Annotated in this window: 15 protein-coding genes and 1 tRNA gene; 3 read left to right on the forward strand and 13 right to left on the reverse strand. The window is 65.3% G+C overall.

Annotated features, from left to right (window positions below):
• Positions 1–491 precede the first annotated feature (491 nt).
• The 3 genes from NQK35_RS06540 to NQK35_RS06550 all read right to left on the reverse strand — a co-directional run bounded on the left by NQK35_RS06540 (position 492) and on the right by NQK35_RS06550 (position 3,806).
• Positions 492–1,406 (reverse strand): anti-sigma factor, encoded by a 915-nt coding sequence (locus NQK35_RS06540; protein WP_257113606.1) that lies wholly within the window; start codon positions 1,404–1,406, stop codon positions 492–494.
• The gene (locus NQK35_RS06545) at positions 1,403–1,963 is read right to left on the reverse strand and encodes a sigma-70 family RNA polymerase sigma factor (protein WP_009213188.1); all 561 of its coding nucleotides are present in this window, start codon (positions 1,961–1,963) and stop codon (positions 1,403–1,405) included. The genes NQK35_RS06540 and NQK35_RS06545 overlap by 4 nt, the downstream gene beginning before the upstream one ends.
• A gap of 103 nt (positions 1,964–2,066) precedes the next feature.
• Entirely contained in the window at positions 2,067–3,806 is a 1,740-nt protein-coding gene (locus tag NQK35_RS06550; RefSeq protein WP_257113607.1) for a cytochrome c biogenesis protein CcdA, read from the reverse strand.
• A gap of 169 nt (positions 3,807–3,975) precedes the next feature.
• Between NQK35_RS06550 and NQK35_RS06555 the strand changes: the two genes are divergently transcribed.
• Positions 3,976–4,200 (forward strand): hypothetical protein, encoded by a 225-nt coding sequence (locus NQK35_RS06555; protein ID WP_070835929.1) that lies wholly within the window; start codon positions 3,976–3,978, stop codon positions 4,198–4,200.
• A gap of 200 nt (positions 4,201–4,400) precedes the next feature.
• Here the strand turns inward: NQK35_RS06555 and NQK35_RS06560 are convergent, their stop codons facing one another.
• The 6 genes from NQK35_RS06560 to NQK35_RS06585 all read right to left on the reverse strand — a co-directional run bounded on the left by NQK35_RS06560 (position 4,401) and on the right by NQK35_RS06585 (position 9,419).
• A complete protein-coding gene (locus NQK35_RS06560; protein WP_009213185.1) occupies positions 4,401–5,138 on the reverse strand; it encodes an NAD-dependent protein deacylase in 738 nt (245 codons plus the stop codon).
• A 68-nt stretch (positions 5,139–5,206) separates the two neighbouring features.
• Positions 5,207–5,380 carry a hypothetical protein gene (locus NQK35_RS06565; protein WP_257113609.1) on the reverse strand — a complete coding sequence of 58 codons (174 nt, stop codon included), beginning with the start codon at positions 5,378–5,380 and terminating at the stop codon, positions 5,207–5,209.
• Positions 5,364–6,116 carry a hypothetical protein gene (locus NQK35_RS06570; protein WP_257113610.1) on the reverse strand — a complete coding sequence of 251 codons (753 nt, stop codon included), beginning with the start codon at positions 6,114–6,116 and terminating at the stop codon, positions 5,364–5,366. Before NQK35_RS06570 ends, NQK35_RS06565 begins: the two co-directional genes overlap by 17 nt.
• Positions 6,117–6,349: 233 nt before the next feature.
• Entirely contained in the window at positions 6,350–6,727 is a 378-nt protein-coding gene (locus tag NQK35_RS06575) for an ATP-binding protein (protein WP_257113611.1), read from the reverse strand.
• Between the two features lie 521 nt (positions 6,728–7,248).
• A complete protein-coding gene (locus NQK35_RS06580) occupies positions 7,249–8,229 on the reverse strand; it encodes an Eco57I restriction-modification methylase domain-containing protein (RefSeq protein ID WP_257113612.1) in 981 nt (326 codons plus the stop codon).
• A 281-nt stretch (positions 8,230–8,510) separates the two neighbouring features.
• Entirely contained in the window at positions 8,511–9,419 is a 909-nt protein-coding gene (locus NQK35_RS06585; RefSeq protein ID WP_257113614.1) for a fructosamine kinase family protein, read from the reverse strand.
• A 292-nt stretch (positions 9,420–9,711) separates the two neighbouring features.
• Between NQK35_RS06585 and NQK35_RS06590 the strand changes: the two genes are divergently transcribed.
• Together NQK35_RS06590 and NQK35_RS06595 are read left to right on the forward strand one after the other, a co-directional pair.
• Entirely contained in the window at positions 9,712–9,882 is a 171-nt protein-coding gene (locus NQK35_RS06590) for a hypothetical protein (protein ID WP_257113616.1), read from the forward strand.
• A gap of 8 nt (positions 9,883–9,890) precedes the next feature.
• The gene (locus NQK35_RS06595) at positions 9,891–11,651 is read left to right on the forward strand and encodes a restriction system modified-DNA reader domain-containing protein (RefSeq protein WP_257114778.1); all 1,761 of its coding nucleotides are present in this window, start codon (positions 9,891–9,893) and stop codon (positions 11,649–11,651) included.
• Between the two features lie 1,273 nt (positions 11,652–12,924).
• Here NQK35_RS06595 and NQK35_RS06600 read toward each other — a convergent pair.
• The 4 genes from NQK35_RS06600 to NQK35_RS06615 form a co-directional block, all read right to left on the reverse strand.
• Positions 12,925–12,997: transfer RNA gene (locus NQK35_RS06600), tRNA-Ala, on the reverse strand.
• A 450-nt stretch (positions 12,998–13,447) separates the two neighbouring features.
• On the reverse strand, positions 13,448–14,431 hold the full coding sequence (locus NQK35_RS06605) for a hypothetical protein (protein WP_257113618.1): 984 nt from the start codon (positions 14,429–14,431) through the stop codon (positions 13,448–13,450).
• A 145-nt stretch (positions 14,432–14,576) separates the two neighbouring features.
• Positions 14,577–15,275: a GNAT family N-acetyltransferase gene (locus NQK35_RS06610; protein ID WP_009213178.1), complete on the reverse strand. Its 699-nt coding sequence runs from the start codon at positions 15,273–15,275 to the stop codon at positions 14,577–14,579.
• Complete coding sequence (locus tag NQK35_RS06615) at positions 15,272–16,498, reverse strand: molybdopterin molybdotransferase MoeA (protein ID WP_009213177.1); 1,227 nt, start codon at positions 16,496–16,498, stop codon at positions 15,272–15,274. Before NQK35_RS06615 ends, NQK35_RS06610 begins: the two co-directional genes overlap by 4 nt.
• Positions 16,499–16,500: the final 2 nt, after the last annotated feature.

Consider the following 16,500-nt stretch of genomic DNA (forward strand, 5'->3'; position numbering starts at 1 on the left):
GGGCGCGGCTGTGGTGCGGCGGCACGGCTGCGCCTGGCCCAAGGGCGCCTGGGTCCGGGTGCGCGCCCGCGTCTGCGCCACTTGGGCATTGCCCGCACCACTTAGGCCCCCGACACGCCGGGAGAACCAGGGCCCATTTGGGCCTAAGTGGCGCAGTGGAGCCCTAAGTGGTGTAGCGGTGCGCTAAGTGGTGCAACGGCGGGCTAAGTGGTGAAGCGGCGCACGAAGCCGCGCAACCGCGAGCGAATCCCGCAGCACAGCGTACGAAGCCGCCCAAAGCATCGACAACGAGCCGCACACGCAGCCCCTCCCCACAACCACGCACACAAAAGGACCGGAATCAGACAACACGGCCTAGTCGGGCACGCACGTAAGGGGACTGATTTCCGAAACACACTGCGCATACAACGGCTTGATTCCGCCCTTGTACGCGGTCGCATGTTGCGTAATTCCGATCCTTGTGTGCGTAAAACGGGGCTGCGCGGCGCCGTCTACACTGCGCCCGATTGCCCGTCAGATGATCGTCCCCCGTCCCAGGTGGGCGCGGTTGAGGGGGAGGGCGCCCCTCCCGGGGCCGGTCCGCTGTCCGGTGTGGGCGCCCCTCCCGGGGTGGGGGCCGGGTCCGGGGCCCCGACGCGCAGGACCACCAGGGGCTCGCCCGTCGGCTGGGCGGACCCGCCCTGGGGCTCGAAGGTCAAGAAGATCTCACTGCCCGGCTGGGGCATGATGTCCACGAAGGAGTAGTCCCCGCCCCGCCGCTCGTAAACGCCCAAGGATTCGACGGTGTTTCCGTGGCGCGCCCACACCTGCATCACCTGTCCCTCGGGTGCCCGCAGCGCCGAGGGCGTGGTGATCGCGGTCATCCCCATTTCCGGCGACCAGGTGAGGGTGACAACGTGCCCGTCGGGCATGGTGTCGGTGGAGCGCCGTACGTCTTGCGCCTGGTTGAGGGCGGCGTAGTGACTGGTGGACTCCATTGAGGTCATCGTGGTCCACCGGCCCACGCCGATCCCCGCTGCGAAGAGCGCGACCGCCGCAGCCGCCGCGGCGAGGACGCGCGCGAACATGGGGATGGCCCTGCGGTCGCGCGCGGGGGCCTTCCCGTGGGCACCTCCGCGGCTTCCGGATCCGGAGTCCGCCCCGGTCTCGGCCGCCACCCCGGAGCCGGAGTCCGCCTCTGATCCTGCCCCCGCCGCAGTGGGCGCCGCCATGCGGACGAGGCGCGGGCCGGCGCCGGGGCCGTCCTCCGCTGCGGCCTCCTCAGGGGCCCCCGTCCGCCGCTCCTGCTCGACCTCCTCGATCGCGGCCAGGAGGGCGTCGCGCACGCGCGCCGACGGCTCGACGGGGGCGAGGGAGGCGCCGAGGCGGGCAGCGGTCTCGTCGTCGTCGAAGATGTGGTCGCTCATCGTTCCTCCAAGATGGTGCGCAGGCGGGCGAGGGCCTGGCGGATCGTGCTTTTCACGGTGCCGAGCGGCAGTCCCGTCGCGTCGGCGATCCTCGAATGGCTCAGTCCCCCGAAGTACGACAGGAGGATGACGGTCTTGTGCGGCTCCCCCAGGGAGCCGAGCGCGCGGCGGACGTCTCCGCCCGCGATGCGGGACTCCGCCTCCTCCGCCGTCTGGTCCCAGTCCACGTCCGGGGGCGAGGCGAGTTCGCGGTCGCGCGCCGCCTGGGCCGAGCGCACCCGGTCGATGGCCCGCCTGCGGGCGATGGTGGTGAGCCAGGCGCGGACGCTGCCGCGGCCGGGGTCGTAGGAGGGGGCGCGCCTCCACACGTGGAGGAACGTGTCCTGCAGGACCTCTTCTGCTTGGGCGCGGTCCTTGAGGACGCAGCGGATGAGCGCGAAGAGCGTGGGCGCCCAGGCGTCGTAGAGCCTCGCGAACGCCCGTTTGTCCCCTTCGGCGACCAACTGCAGGTCTTCGCGGCCCAGGTCGCGTGCGGCGGTGTCAGTCACGGTGCTCATGGTAGAACGCCGTGGCGCCCGGTGCCGGGGGACGCCCGGCGCCGGGCGGGGTCTCCGCCGGGGCGGCGCCGCGAAGGCCACCTGTTCCTCCGCGGCCAAGCCGTCACCCGAAGGTGAAGGAGTAGAGCGCCAAACCCTTGCTGGCCGTGACGGTGAGCAGCCCTGAGGAATCGGTGTCCCCGCTCACCAGCGTCATCGAGTTCGGGGTGCCGCTCACATGCTGGGTGTGGGACTGGCCGTCCATCTCCCAGGTGAGGTCGCCCTCGCCCGAGACCACCACGTCCACGCGGCGTCCGCGCCACATGAGGCGCAGTTCCGCCTCGTCGTCGGCGGGGCTGATCGACTGGGCGCCGATGGTCCACCGTCCCTGCAGGGCGAAGCGGTCCGCGCCTAACGAGGCCGGGGCCGCGTAGTCGCGCGTCCCGGCGGAGTAGGCCTCCGTCCCCGCGAAGCTTGCTGCACGTTCGTGGCCCAAGTAGGTCTCGGGCGTGCGGTGAAAGGCCACTCCTTCGACGCCGTCGTCGGTGAAGAGCGGGTCGGGCAGCGCGTTGCCCTGGTCGGCCAGGAGCCGGCGGATCAGTGACTCCAGGGTCGCCTCGCCGCCCTCTCCGAAGTGCGTGTAGCGCAGTTGCCCGTGCGCGTCCGCCAGGTACTGGGCGGGCCAGTAGTGGTTGTCGAAATCCGTCCAGGTCTCCAGGTCGGAGTCGACGGCGATCGGGTAGGTGATGCCCAGCTTGTCGCCCCCGGATTGGACGTTCGCGGTCTCCTTCTCGAAGGCGTACTCGGGGGAGTGGACGCCGATGACTTGGAGCCCGTAGGGGTGGTACGCCTCGTAAAGCCTTTCGATCCCGGGAATGGAGCGCTGGCAGTTGATGCACGAGTACGCCCAGAAGTCGACCAGGGTCGCTCCACTGCCCTGGGGGGCCGCCCCGCCGTCCGTGTTGAGCCACGCGGTGGGTTTCAAGGAGGGGAGCGCGCCGCAGTCCGCCAGGGTCGTCGCGCCGTCGACGCAGGCTGAGCGCTGGCCTCCGCCCCTGCTCAGACCCGGATCGGCGCTGCGCTGCAGCGTTGACGTGTAGTCGGGCAGCGCCCTTTGGAGAACGGCGGGCAAGTCGGTGACGATCCCGGCGGCCAACGCCAGGACGGTGGCGCCCGCGGCGATGCGCACGCGCCGCTGGTGGCGGCTGAACGCGGAGACGCGCTCGGTGAGGCGGCGCCCCGCTAGGGCGAAGGCCAGGAGGGGGATCGCTGTGCCCGCGGCGAAGGAGAGCGCCAGGGCCACGGTGTCGGCCCCGATGCGGCCGGTGGAGCCGGCGACGCTCACCGCCGCCAGTACGGGTCCCGCGCAGGGCACGTAGGCGGCGCCGAGGACGATGCCCAGGCCGAAGCCGTTGGTCCCCGTGCGCCTACCGGCCTTGGAGAACACGGCGAAGGGCTTCTCCAGGACGTGCATGAACCGTGGGACGATCATGCCCACACCGATGAGGACCAGCAGGACCACCCCAGCCCACCGGATGAAGTCCTGGGGCAGGTGGAGCGCCGTGAGCAGTGTCGAGCCGAGCAGCGTGAATGCTGTGAAGCTGAGGACCAGTCCCGCGACGACCTGGTAGGGCCGCCATTTCGAGGGGGCGCGGGGCACTGGCCGTGTCGCGCGGTGGTCTTCCTGTGCGCCGGAAGTCCCCCCGAGGGAGATGCCGGTGCCCGGAGCAACAGCGAAGGAAGGGGAGGGGCGCGCCGAAGCGGCGCCACCCGCCATGAAGATGACGGGGAGGACGGGGAGGATGCACGGGGAGATGCCCGTGATGAGGCCACCGAGGAATCCGATGAGGACCAGGGTTGTCATGATGCTCCTTTCGTGTGGTGCTACTCCTGATTCGTCGCAGTCGCAGTCGTGGATCAGCGGATGTCGTGTGTTGTATGTCACTGATGGCTGGGTGATCCGTGGCGCTGTTCGCGCCGAATAGGAGGGTGAAGGCGCTAACGGAGCGCCCGTCAACAGAAGGAATCACGCAATGAGTATTCGCCGCGCGGCTCTGGCAGCCGCCCTGTCCGTCGTCTTCGCCGCTGGTTTGGCGGCCTGTGGGAACTCCGCCAACGACAAGATGGAGAACCCGTCGTCGCCGTCGATGACGCAGGACACGAAGATGGAGAACTCGATGTCGGGCGATGGCATGAAGGGGGGGATGGACGACGGCAAGATGGACGACGGCAAGATGGACGACGGGAAGGAGGGGTAGCAGTAGGCCGCGGCTCGGGGCGTCCCAGAATCCCAAGGGCGGCGGGCTGATCCATGTGATGTCCCGCCGCCCAGGGCCTATCGATGGGCGCTGGCGGCGCAGTGGGGCGAGCGGGTGCTGTTGCGTGAGTCAGCGCTGTGGGCACCGGGTGCGAAACTGCCTCACGCCGCCACTTACTCTGGCCGCACTGTGGCGCCTGCTCACACGTGCCCCTGGATCTGCGCGAAGACGCGGCCGATGGGCTCGCGGATGATCAGGTCGGCGCGCCCGTCGTAGGGGGTGGGCGTCGCGTTCATGAGGACGAGGCGCCCGCCCTGGTAGTAGTCGATGAGCCCGGCCGCCGGGTAGACCGCCAACGACGTGCCGCCCACGATCAGCATGTCCGCCCCCGCTATGGCCAGGACGGCCCCCTCCAGCGTCGCCGGGTCCAGAGCCTCGCCGTAGAACACGATGTCCGGGCGCACCACGGCGGAGCACGACGGGCAGTGGGGCACGCGCCCGGCCCGAGCCTCGTCGAAGTCGTCGATGGTGGAGCGCGCGCCGCACCCCGTGCACTCCAGCCTCGTCCAGTTCCCGTGGAGCTCGAGCACGCGCTTGGAGCCCGCGGCCTGGTGGAGGCCGTCGATGTTCTGGGTGACCACCGCCTTCAGTTTCCCGGCGCGCTCGAGGCCGGCGAGGAAACGGTGGGCGGCGTTCGGGGCGACCCCCTCGCGGGCGGTCTGCTCGGCGAACCAGGCGTAGTAGGCCCCGGGGCAGGCGGAGAAGAAGTCTATGGACAGCACCCGTTCGAGGGGGATCTCGCGCTCCTGGTGGTAGAAGCCCTTCGCGCCCCGGAAGTCGGGGATCCCGGACTCCGTCGACACCCCCGCGCCCCCGAAGAACACGATGTCGTGCGAGCCGTCGATCCATTGCGCCAGCGTGGACGCGTCGTCACTCATGATGGCCCCCTTCGGACACGGTGCCGCCTACGGCAACGGTAGCATCGCCTGGGCGCGCCGGCGGTGCATCAGCTGTTCCCGGCTATCGCTTTCGCGATCTTGCCCGACCCGAGGACCACCATCATGAGGATCACCGGCGTGATGAGGATTGGAAGGTAGTTGCCCACCAGCCACGCCAGGGGGTCGTCCGAGCCGATCGGACTCACTTCCAGGAAGGAGCCGTTCTCAGCATTGGAGGCCACGCTGATGATGCCTTTGTAGATGTGGATGCTGACGATGATGCACACGCACACTAAGGCGGACTGCAGTCTGAACAATATTGCGTATTTCTTTGAAGGTATCACCTGGCACAAATCCCTCTCTATTGATTAGACTCTCAAGGCTAGGCGCACCCGCTTCGGTTAAAAATACGGCGCCAAAGTAGGAATTCTGTCCTAGAGCATGCAAGCCTTCTCTCTTATCGAGATCCACATAGTCACTCAGCTCATCATCTACATCGATACTATAGTAGCGCGAACCACTCCGATAGTCACGATCAATGCTTAGCCAGTCATCAGAACCATCGCCGTACGGAAGAACACGAAAACCCTCGAGATACACTCGAATGCCGCGTTCACCTCGCACAAAACCTTGTAGTGGCCCACGATTAGCACTTGCGCCGGGATACACAAAGAAGCGCGCCTGAAAGCGGAGCTGATCCGACGTTCGTTTCTCAAAACGATATGTGCGGGCAAACCTATTATCACTAACTTCTGAAACAGTTGGAGTAATTTGAACTCTTGCCCGCCCGCCCTCGACATCCACTTCAACGCACCACCTGAAGTTTAACCGAGCCTGCTCCCAGTAGTCATCGCCCTGTTCAAACTCACCCATGAAAGCGATGCTAAAACCCGGATCATTCACGGAGGACAGGCGTGCAAAAGGCACGCCAAACAACGGTTCATCCACAAGGCCAAGCGACCTAGCATCGCCGCTCATAATAAAGGGAGGTGGTTGCGCTGACCGAACCTCATGAACGAACCTCGAGATTTCGAGGCATGTCCATTGCCGCTTTAGCGACGACATTGACAATACCGCGCCCGCAGAAGCACTAATTGCAGCCGGCAGAGGCTCAACAGTGAGCCCCTGCTCTAACTCATTCGAGGTGTCTTGCTGATCAATAACTTTCCAATCGATGCGCGCATATACACCCAAGTCTTCTTGAGCAGCTACTACACTATTTGGAATACTGCGAACGTGAAGAACATTGCAAGCTTTTGACTTGCAAGACGCCCGATGCCCTTTTGTCCCGTGTACGCACGACTATAACGCGGTGACCCGCGAAAACCTTGCTCCTTATCCCGGCCAGCAATACGAAGGAACGCAGTTTTGAAACGGTTAAGTGTCATACCATTACCATCATCCTCAACGGTGAGCATAGCAGCAGACGGATCACCGAGATCACTTGCATCAAGCCTTACAAATGTAGCATCAGCATCATAACTATTTTTTACAAGCTCAATGATCGCTGTACTATCACGACCCACAAGAAGGTCGCCCAATTCGCGCAAAAGATGCGTCTCAACGGTGAAACTCATTCCATCAGTCATCGATTTGCCTCCTTTGGAGCATCAAGAGCACTCTTTCGAGCTAGATCCAACAGTACCACAACATACTGCCCGGTTAATCTTGATTAGACCAACTCGTCGCGGACTTAACCGGAGGAGACCATACCCCTCTTCAGATGAGCAACGCCGGAGAGCATCTTGCCCGTCGCATGATCTCAACCAGCACAGAATCGACTCTTTGAGCGACTCGCAAATCCCCTCCTTCCAGTAGAGGCCAAATAGGTTGTTTGAAATGGCTAACTTATCAACGTTCACCATGACATGAAAGCGCTCTTTCGCAAACGTTGAAATAATGACGTCGGGCCGACGAAACTCCTTACTGAGATCATACCACTTCGGCCGACTTGAGCACAAATAACCACGATCAACACCATCTCTTTCACCCATCGCAATTAGTAGATCAACATTTTTGTTCTCTCCTTGCTTATACATTTCAAGACAGAGTAACTCAGCAATATCCGGCACAGACTCTTCCCGCCCTTCGATCGCACGTAGACGCCTCGCTAAAGGAGTCCTATAGGCCTCATCAATCTCAAAGTCTCTCCATTGCTCCGGGGCACGTATAAAGAAGCGATTGGCTCCGGTCGCAGTTCCCCGAACAATGCGGGCATACTGCTCGAGTAGCACTTCCGATCGAGACGAGGTATCTGGCGAATCTCCAGATTCTGCGAACCGAATCGCCTTTTCTCATCCTGTCGTTGCACCGCAAAACAGCGATCCACTTTCCAGCTCGATATTGCCATCTGCTGCAGCCCCCGACACTGTGGACCAACTTCGACTGATACGGCGTCTACCATGGCATCATCAAAGCGCCACGAGTCGGCTCGTCTTAACACGATTTTACGATTGACCTGCTTTCTCAGCCACGCGCGAAGTTCTCGCGCGTAACGCGCATGCATCCAATTGGAGGGGAGTATCATAACAAGCCCATCATCTTGAGTAAGCTTCACCAGAGACATCCCAAAGAACAATGTTGAAAGGTTCGCAAGAGGACCGACTAGGCCTAAAGCATCCGCAACAAGCTGTTGCCTATTCTGCTTTGGTATCAGCTGCCAACGCGTGTATGGCGGATTGCCGAGATACAACGTCGGTCCGGCTTTGCAATTCTGTTTGAGCCAATCTCTATAGTCACCTAGAACGAGACGTGTTTTTAACCGGCACCGCTGCGACATCGCCACTGCTTGTAGGCCGAGGGTAAACGGATTCACATCGACCGAGAATACTTCGGCCGTTTTCCAGTAGCGAGCAGCCAGTTCCGAGAAAATACCAACACCTGCTCCGACATCAACGACTACCTTGGGGTCATCATATTGGTTCGCGTAATGCTCCACCATCGATTCCGCATATTCACGCGGCGTGAAGAATGTTCCGAGGAATCTTCGATTTTCCGCCGCAACAACTCGGGAGTATAAGTAGGCTAGACTGGCCGTCGGATCTACTGCCACCATTGTTTCGAACATATCAAGAACAACCGGGGGTACCACGACGTTTCCGTACACAAGAAGTGCGGCTTTCAGCTTGTCAGGGAGCTCCAGGCCTCTTTTGGAAAGAATTAGTGCCGCAAGTCGCTGAAGTTTTGGCAAATCGACATCCGCAATTCCATGTGCACCCCTGGCAGAAATGGCAGCACGATCCGATGAAGAGCATATCTAATTCGCTACGCAGCGAAGGGAGCTATTCGGTTCAGCCATCCTCTAATCTTTCGTTTGACACGTCGTCATTCTAGTTTTTTCCATCCTATCAGTCGCTTGGAGTCGCCTTTCTCTTAATGGTACACGTATCGGCGTGCGATCGAGACGGCCTCGGGCACGTAGGAGCGACCGAAGAGGGCGCAGTGAACCATGATGATGTGCATCTGATGCAGGGCCACACGCTCGCGCCACCCGTCCGCCAAGGGCGAGGCCTCGTTATAGGCGGCGAGTATGCGTTCATAGTGCGGACAGCCGAAGACCGCGAGGGCCGCCAGGTCCTCCTCGGCGTGGCCGCCCTGCGCGGCGGGGTCGATGAGGACGGCGCCCTCGGGGGTCCACATGACGTTGCCGGACCACAGGTCGCCGTGGGTGCGGGCCGCGCCGACGCCTCCGGTACGGGCGATCGCGTCGGCGACGAGGCGCGGCTGGCCGTGGTCGAGTGCCCCCGATTCGAGGCGCTCGCACAGGCGCTCAATGAGAGCCCTGTCGGACGCGCTGAAGGCCGGGGCGTCCAGGTAGGGGGCGATACGTTCGCGCGCGTAGAAGGCGCCCCAGGATTGGGACGAGACCGGGGCCGGGTACTGCGCTGCCTCGCCGCGCGCGGCCCATCCGGGATCAGCTGCTTCACTGGGCACGCTGCTCCCCATTTGAGGTGCGACGCCATTGCCGGCTTTCTTGGGAGCACGAGGCAGGGACAGGTGCGCCTCCCCCATCCAACCGTCACCCTCGAACCCGGGCGGTGGCACGCCCAGGTGACTGGCGCCCGCGGCGTGCGTGTGGGCGAGGGCACGGCCGAACCGCTCGGCGGCCTCGGCAGTTGGCGGGACGGAGACCAGACGCGGTTCCTCGAGCCACGTCGCGCCGTGATCGAGGACGGGCACGACGGCGACCCCCGGGTCCGAGGCCTCGGCAAGCCACGCGAGGCCCGCGACCTCGTAGGTGATCCGCCCGCGGCGGCTGCCCCTCTTCCTGATGGTGTCCATCGTTGCACCCCGCATTCTTAAGGCCGCCCGGTCGCCCACAGCCACTCCTAGATTCTTTCTCCCATGTTATCTGCAACTGTCCACGCGCCCGACCGATCAGAGCCGCCGACCTGCCCGGGCTCCCCCCTTAGACACGTGCCGCGAGAAGATCGTTATACTTCCTCGTGAAGTACTTTCTGTCGCTAATTCAGGATGTAGGCGCTCCATGACCCTTTCGACGACGCAGAAGTCCATCGGCCAGCTGTTAACCGGCGATCGACAGTACCAGATCCCCGACTTCTAGCGCCCCTACGTGTGGGAGGAACAGCAGGCGATCACCCTGGTGAGCGATCTGCTTGACGCGTGGCGCACGGACGACGGCGACTACTTCCTGGGGTCCATCGTGCTCGTGCAGCGCCCAGACAGCGACGACATTGACATCATCGACGGCCACAGCAGCGCCTCACGACCCTGTGCATCCTGATCGCCTTACTGCGCCACCTCACGACGGATGGCCGCCTACGAGACGAGCTCGGCGAGCTCCTACGCATTCCCCAATCGCGCATTAAGGGACTGGATGAACGAGCCCGCCTGTCCGTGCGCAAATGCGACCGCGATGCCTTCGACACGTTCATCGTCGGCGACAACATCGACTCCCTGTTCGACATGGTCGTCGACTCCACCGCGCACGTCGACGGCAACTTCTCGACGCCTTCCTCCATTCGCCGGATCCACGACAACGCGCGGGCAATGTTCGAGGCACTGATTGACCCGGATACTCTGTCCCCCGGCGACGTCCAGAACTTCGTTCAATACCTCATCCTTAACGTCTCTCTCATCGAGGTCCTCACCGACTCCTACCAGTCTGCCCACCGCATCTTCTCGGTCCTCAACACGCGCGGCGTCCCCCTTTCGGCCGCCGACATTTTCAAGGCTCGCGTCCTGTCGCATGTCGATGCGAGTTCCCGTGCGCGCTACGCGCGCCTGTGGGAGGCGTGCATCACCTCGCTTGGCACCGAGAACCCCGACGCTTTCTTCGGCCACCTCCTGACCCTCACACTCCGCTCGCCCGCAAAGCGCGCCCTCATTGACGCCTTCGGCGAGGGGGTTCTCGATCCCTTCTTCGCATCCAAGAGCGGCGAGGAGTTCATTGACGAGGTTCTGGCCCCCGCCGCCCGCGCCTACACGCTGACTACCCTGGAACCGCTTGACGGGCACTGCGCTGCCACGGCCCTCGAGCTGCTGCGCCTCTACGATTCCTCCGACTGGAAGCCAGCCGCAATGAGTATCCTGACGGCGAATTTCGGCGACGAGGAGAAGGCCCGAAGGCTGAGCGCCCTCGAACGTCTCTATGGCACCGCCGTCGCCGCGCGCCTCACCCCGGGGCAGCGGTCCACTATCATCGCCAAGTTCCTGAGCGCATCGGAGGACAACAAGCCCATCGACGTCGCGGCTGCGGTCTCCGACGATATTTGCCGCCGAGCGGCAGCAACTTTCGCCAGGCCCCTGCCGCGGTCTTCCATCCGAAAGGTGCTGCTCTACCACGCGATGGTCACTGAGCGCGGGATGTACCCGCGTCGGCTGCCACGCAGCCTGGGCATCCTATCCGGCCTCCCCAACTCACACATTCGCGGCGTCGACGGAGCCATCGACCTGGACACGTGGGGCAAGCGCCTGGGAGGACTCGTCCTCTGCGTCAACAGATCGCGGACCATCAACCAGGCTCCCGACTGGGACACCGCATCGCGGGCATGTCGCGATATCGCATTGCTCGACGGCCTCGCGGTTGCTTCGCTCCCCTCACGCGGCGGCGAGATTCATGCCGCCGACCTTGAGCAGCGCCAGGCGCACCTCACGCGACTGATCCTCGACTATTGGAACATTCGACGCGACACTGAAGGGATCGACCTGTCGCGCCTCACCCGGGCTGAACTCGACGCCGTCGTGGATAATCGCTCCGCGGCACGCGGACGCCAGGTGCGGCTCGCGGACGTCGTCTCGACCGGCATCATCTCCCCTGGGGATACCTTCACGTGGCGGAGACGCAACCTCGGCAACGTGTACGTCGTGACGATCTCGCCGGAGAGTACCATCGTACTTCCCGACGGCCAGGAGGTGTCCTCTCCCTCTGCCGCCGTCAGTGCCCTCACCGGCAACGGCAGCGCCGCCGCCCTCGACGTGTTCGTGCGAGAGTCCGACGGCAAGAAGCTGCGCGACCTGTGGAACACATACCGCGATCGCTTCGGAGCATAGAGCGTTGAGATCGAACTCGCCGTCGGGGTGCTCTCATTCCCATGAGTTCTAGGACGGCATTCGGGGCCGGAGCGATCCTTCTCGGGGCGCGTCGCACGATGCCGCACTCAGCTGAAAGCCACCACGAGTCCTGCGAGCCCTGGCCGCAGCCTCAACGGGCGGCTGCGCCATCTGGGAGCGGCGACGCTTCCTGGCGAGAATTCAGGCATAGCCGCTTGTCTGCACGTCGGCCCGTTAGCACTGTGCGTACGCGGACAGGCCCGCCCACGCACCTGTTGAGGGGTTAACGCGCGGTGGGTGCCGATTGTGCTAGGGCAGCCCGCAGCGCAGAATGGGTAGGCCACTACAGCCGATTCGCGGCTCTTGCCGCCCGATGGGTCTTGCAGGTTGGGCGTCGCATCTGTTCTCTGCCGCCACGTAACGGGGGGGGAATTTCTACATCTTTGTGTCGACACGCCGGTACTCGCGGGGGCATGCAAGCAAGATGTAGAAAAATCCCCACTGTCGCATCATGGACGGGTGCCACATTGCCCGCGGGGTATGGCGGCAGGGCACGTGGGCGCCAACGGGAGCACATCAGCGCATTCGCGGATAGGTTATGGTCAGACGGATAGGTTATTGGCTTGCGGATAGGTTATAAGGCTATCCGCGTGCTCATAACCTATCCACGTAGTGACAACCTATCCGTGTATGAGCCAGAACTGCCTATTTGGAAGCCGTTGCAAAACCTGCGAGGCCCGACCACGGCGCCGGTCGGCGGTGGCGGGAGGGCCAACACTACGCGCAAGCACTATGCCCACCCGGCTTGAGGAAGTTGCCAAACCTGCGAGGCCCGACCACGGCGCCGGTCGGCGGTGGCGGGAGGGCCAACACTACGCGCAAGCACTATGCCCACCCGGCTTGAGGAAGTTGCCAAACCTGCGAGGCCCGACCACGATGCCGGTGGGCGGCAAGCTGAGCCTGACTGGGCTTCGAGACGACACACCAAACCACATCGGCCACCACGGTGCCGCCGGTGCGGAGGGCGCCGGAGGGACCAGGAGCCCGGCCGCGGTGCCCGTGGGCGGCGGCGGGCCTGGCCGGGCTTCGAGGCGACGCTCCGGGCGAAGCTCGCGGCGCGGACGGCTCGCGGGCGGGCCGCCGCCCACGGGCACACCAAGCAGCCCGGCCCAGCAGGCGCCCGGAACAGCAGCGGCGCCACAAGCAACACGGCACCGCGCCAACGCGCCCAGGCATACAAAAACCGACATCCGGATCGGATGTCGGCCTGCGGTGGAGCTAGGGGGATTCGAACCCCCGACCTTCTCATTGCGAACGAGACGCGCTACCAACTGCGCCATAGCCCCAAGGACTCAAGTAGTCTAGCACCCTGGCCTGCGCCCACGCAAGCCGACCACCGCCGCGTGCGCGAGTCGACGAAGCCGCAGGCGAGACGCAATTCCACGGGCCGACAGGAGCTCCGGCAACGGCCCGCGCTGGCGTGAGGTGAACCAAGAAACGGCGTGCCATACCTGAGGAGCCGCGCACACAGTCGCCGCGCAGAGCGCCGGGAAACGCACCAGCACGCCACCGCCGCCACGCAGGCCACCGGGGAACGCGACGGCACGCCAACACCGTCGCATATGCGCCACCGCCGCAGGCCACCGGGGAACGCACCAGCACGCCACCACCACCCCACAGACCACCGGGGAACGCGACGGCACGCCTCCCCCCGCGCATGCGACCCCACCACCGCGCATGCGACCGCGCCGCGGGCCCTCAGGTCCGCGGCGCGGCATCACAACAACGTTCGCTTCCTATTGGGCGCGCCTCGCGTCCAGGACGGCATCCAGGTCGAGGGCGACCACCTGGTCGGCGACGACCTCGGCGGTGGAACGAGCTCCGGCCTGGGCGGTGGCAGCGATCGGGCGGGCCGGAACCGCTGCGGCGATGCGAGGAATGCCTCGCAGGTCGGTGTCGGCGTGGACGATGCGCCCACGGATGCGCTCACGCGACGCGTAGGTGGGAGCGGGAACAGGGGCAACCGTCCAGGCGCGGGCCGGGGTGTCGGCGACCTCCACCACCTCGGGAACATCAACGCTAAAGACCAGGGAGGTCGATCCCGTCGAAGGCTCGGCGGCGTCGCCGTTGCGCTCACCCTCCGAAGCGGATGCGCCGTCCCGGCCGCCGACGCCAACGCGGGAGCCCTCGGAGTCGGCCGACGCGCGAGGGGTGGTGCGGCCGCGCACGTCGCCACGCAGCTTCGTGAGGAGTTCAAGCTCGCGTTCGGACGCGCGCTGGGAGCGGACGGCGGCTACGCGCGAGGCCCCCAGGGAGGCCACGAGAGCGACCACGGGAACGAGGATCCAGGCGACGGGCAGCGACGCCACCGCGATGACGATGCCGAGGACGAGGGTCGCGAGGGCACAGACACCGGCGACAACCATGCGGCGTCGGCCAGCCGCGCTTTCGGCCGCCAGGCGCGCCGCGCGGCGGGCACGGAGCTTGGCGATATCGCGGACCGCCTGGTTATTGCGACGGTCGATGACGGGCCGAATACGCCCCCTGGTCGTCTGATGCATGCTCTCTCCGCTCGTCACTGCGCGCCTGGCCAGGAGCGTTCCGCTGGCCTGGTCGCACGTGTCTAATTCTGGCTCATTCGTGTCAATGATGCGCAGCCTCGGCGAAAAACGGTCGATCTCTCGGGACTGGGCGATGGCCGAGCGACGCGCGACCAGCGACGGCACAGTCGCCAGGAGCGCGACGAATACCGCTGCGATAACGAGTCCACCAATCTCCACCCCTTCAACGTACGGGTCTTTCCCGCCTTCACCCCCGCGCGCTGCACGCGTGTCGAGTTCTTGGGCCTCTTGGTCGGCTCACCATCGTTAACAGTTGTCACATTCGCAACACGCGCCTCGCGAGCATCGCCACGCACGCCGCGACCTAGTCGATGGCCGAGCTACCCCACCGTCGCCGCACCAGGCCCCCCTCGGGCAAAGACTCGGCATCGATGAAGAAGGCAAGGTGATCGGCCCACGCTCCACCGATGTGCATGAAGCGCGGGCGCAACCCCTCCTCGACGAGGCCGAGGCCACGACACACGCCCAGCGAGCGCTCGTTCTCGGGGCGCACGCACACCTCGACGCGATGCAGGCCGAGTTCGCCCACGACGAGGTCAAGGATGAGGGCGGCGGCCAGCGAGCCGAGGCCTCGCCCCGCCCACTCGCTGAGGACCCAGTAGCCGAGCATGCCCGTGGACATTGCCCCCCAGTGAACGTTCGAGATCGAGAACTGCCCGACGTACGCACCGTCAACCTGAACGCCGAAAATCAGCCCGGTGCCCTCCCGGTGGTCGATATCGGCGCGGCGCACGTACTGGGCGAAGGTCGGCACGTGCTCGAGGCTATCGGGAGGCAGGGTCGCCTCCCAGCGGCGCAGCCAGTGGCCGTCGGCGCGACGCACCGCATCGAGCGCGCGATGTTCCTCCCCCTGGACGGGGCGGATCACAAGCTCGCGCGGCACGGGATTGGCCGCCGAGCCCGAGCGCAGAAACCCTCGACCCACGGGGTCGCTCACCCTCAGGGTGAGCATGTCGATGTCACGACCCCACACGCGGCTACGCCGAGAGAACAGGCGCCTCATTCGAGGACCAGGCACTGGAGGAGATCTCCGGCCCGAACGGTGGTCACGTCCTCGGGAACGACGGCCAGCGCGTTGGAGTCCGCGAGCGCCGACAGCAGAAGGGACGCGGGTGTTCCCATGACTGCCGCGCTGTACCCCGAACGAGGAGTCCCGGTGAGGCGCACGCGCACGAACTCGCGACGACCTCGCGGGGAGTACCACGAGCGATCAACGGCCGCGCGCACCACGGGACGGTTGACGCCGGTCCATCCCTGCATGTGGCGCAGGGCGGGGCGCACGAAGACCTCGAAACAGACCTGGGCGGACACGGGGTCGCCCGGGAGGCACACGATGGGAGTGCCCGCGCGCCCGTCCTGCCCGCCGACGGTTCCCACGCCCATGATGTGTCCGGGCCACGCGGCGACGTTGTCGAAGCGGACGGTGCCCAGGGCACCCAGCACCTCGCGGACGGTGTCTCCGCTGCCGTAGGAGATTCCCCCCGTCGTCAGGACGAGGTCGGCTCGCACCAGCTGGTCCTCGATGGTTTCGCGCAGGCGCGCACGCTCGTCGGGGACCGCCGCGACCCGGAAGGTCTGCGCCCCGGCGTCGGCAACCGCCGTCGCGAGGGCGTGTCCGTTTGCGTCGAAGACGGTACCGGGGCGCGCCTCGCCACCCGGTTCGACGATCTCATCCCCGATGGAGATGATGACGACCCGCGGGCGCGGGTGCACCAGGACGCGATCACGGCCCACGCCGGCCAGGAGGGCCATCTGGCGGGCACCAATGCGGGTCCCGGAGCGCAGCACGGTGTCCCCCTGGGCGACGTCCTCCGCGCGACGGCGAATGTTCTCCCCGCCCGCGGGGCTTGTGCGCAGCGCGACCTGAGCGACGCCGTGGTCCGTGAACTCCAGGGAGACCACGGCCTCGGCGCCGGTGGGAAGGGGCGCGCCCGACGCGATGCGGATTGCCGTTCCGGGGACCAAGGCGGCGGGATCGACGGCTCCCGCGCGAATCTCCTCCGTCACGGGAAGCGTCACCGGCTTCTCCAGGCTGGCCCCCTCGCAGTCCCGGATGCGCACGGCGTACCCGTCGCATGCCGCCAGGTCGACGACGGGGAGGTTGAAGGGGGCCTGCACGTCCTCTGCGAGCACGCAGCTCACCGCATCCGCGAGCTTGACGTCAAGGGGCGGGAGGGCATCGGCGCACGCCATGCAATCCTGGTAGAAGTCGGCAACGCTACGCATGT

Source organism: Schaalia odontolytica (assembly GCF_024584435.1).
GTDB lineage: Bacteria > Actinomycetota > Actinomycetes > Actinomycetales > Actinomycetaceae > Pauljensenia.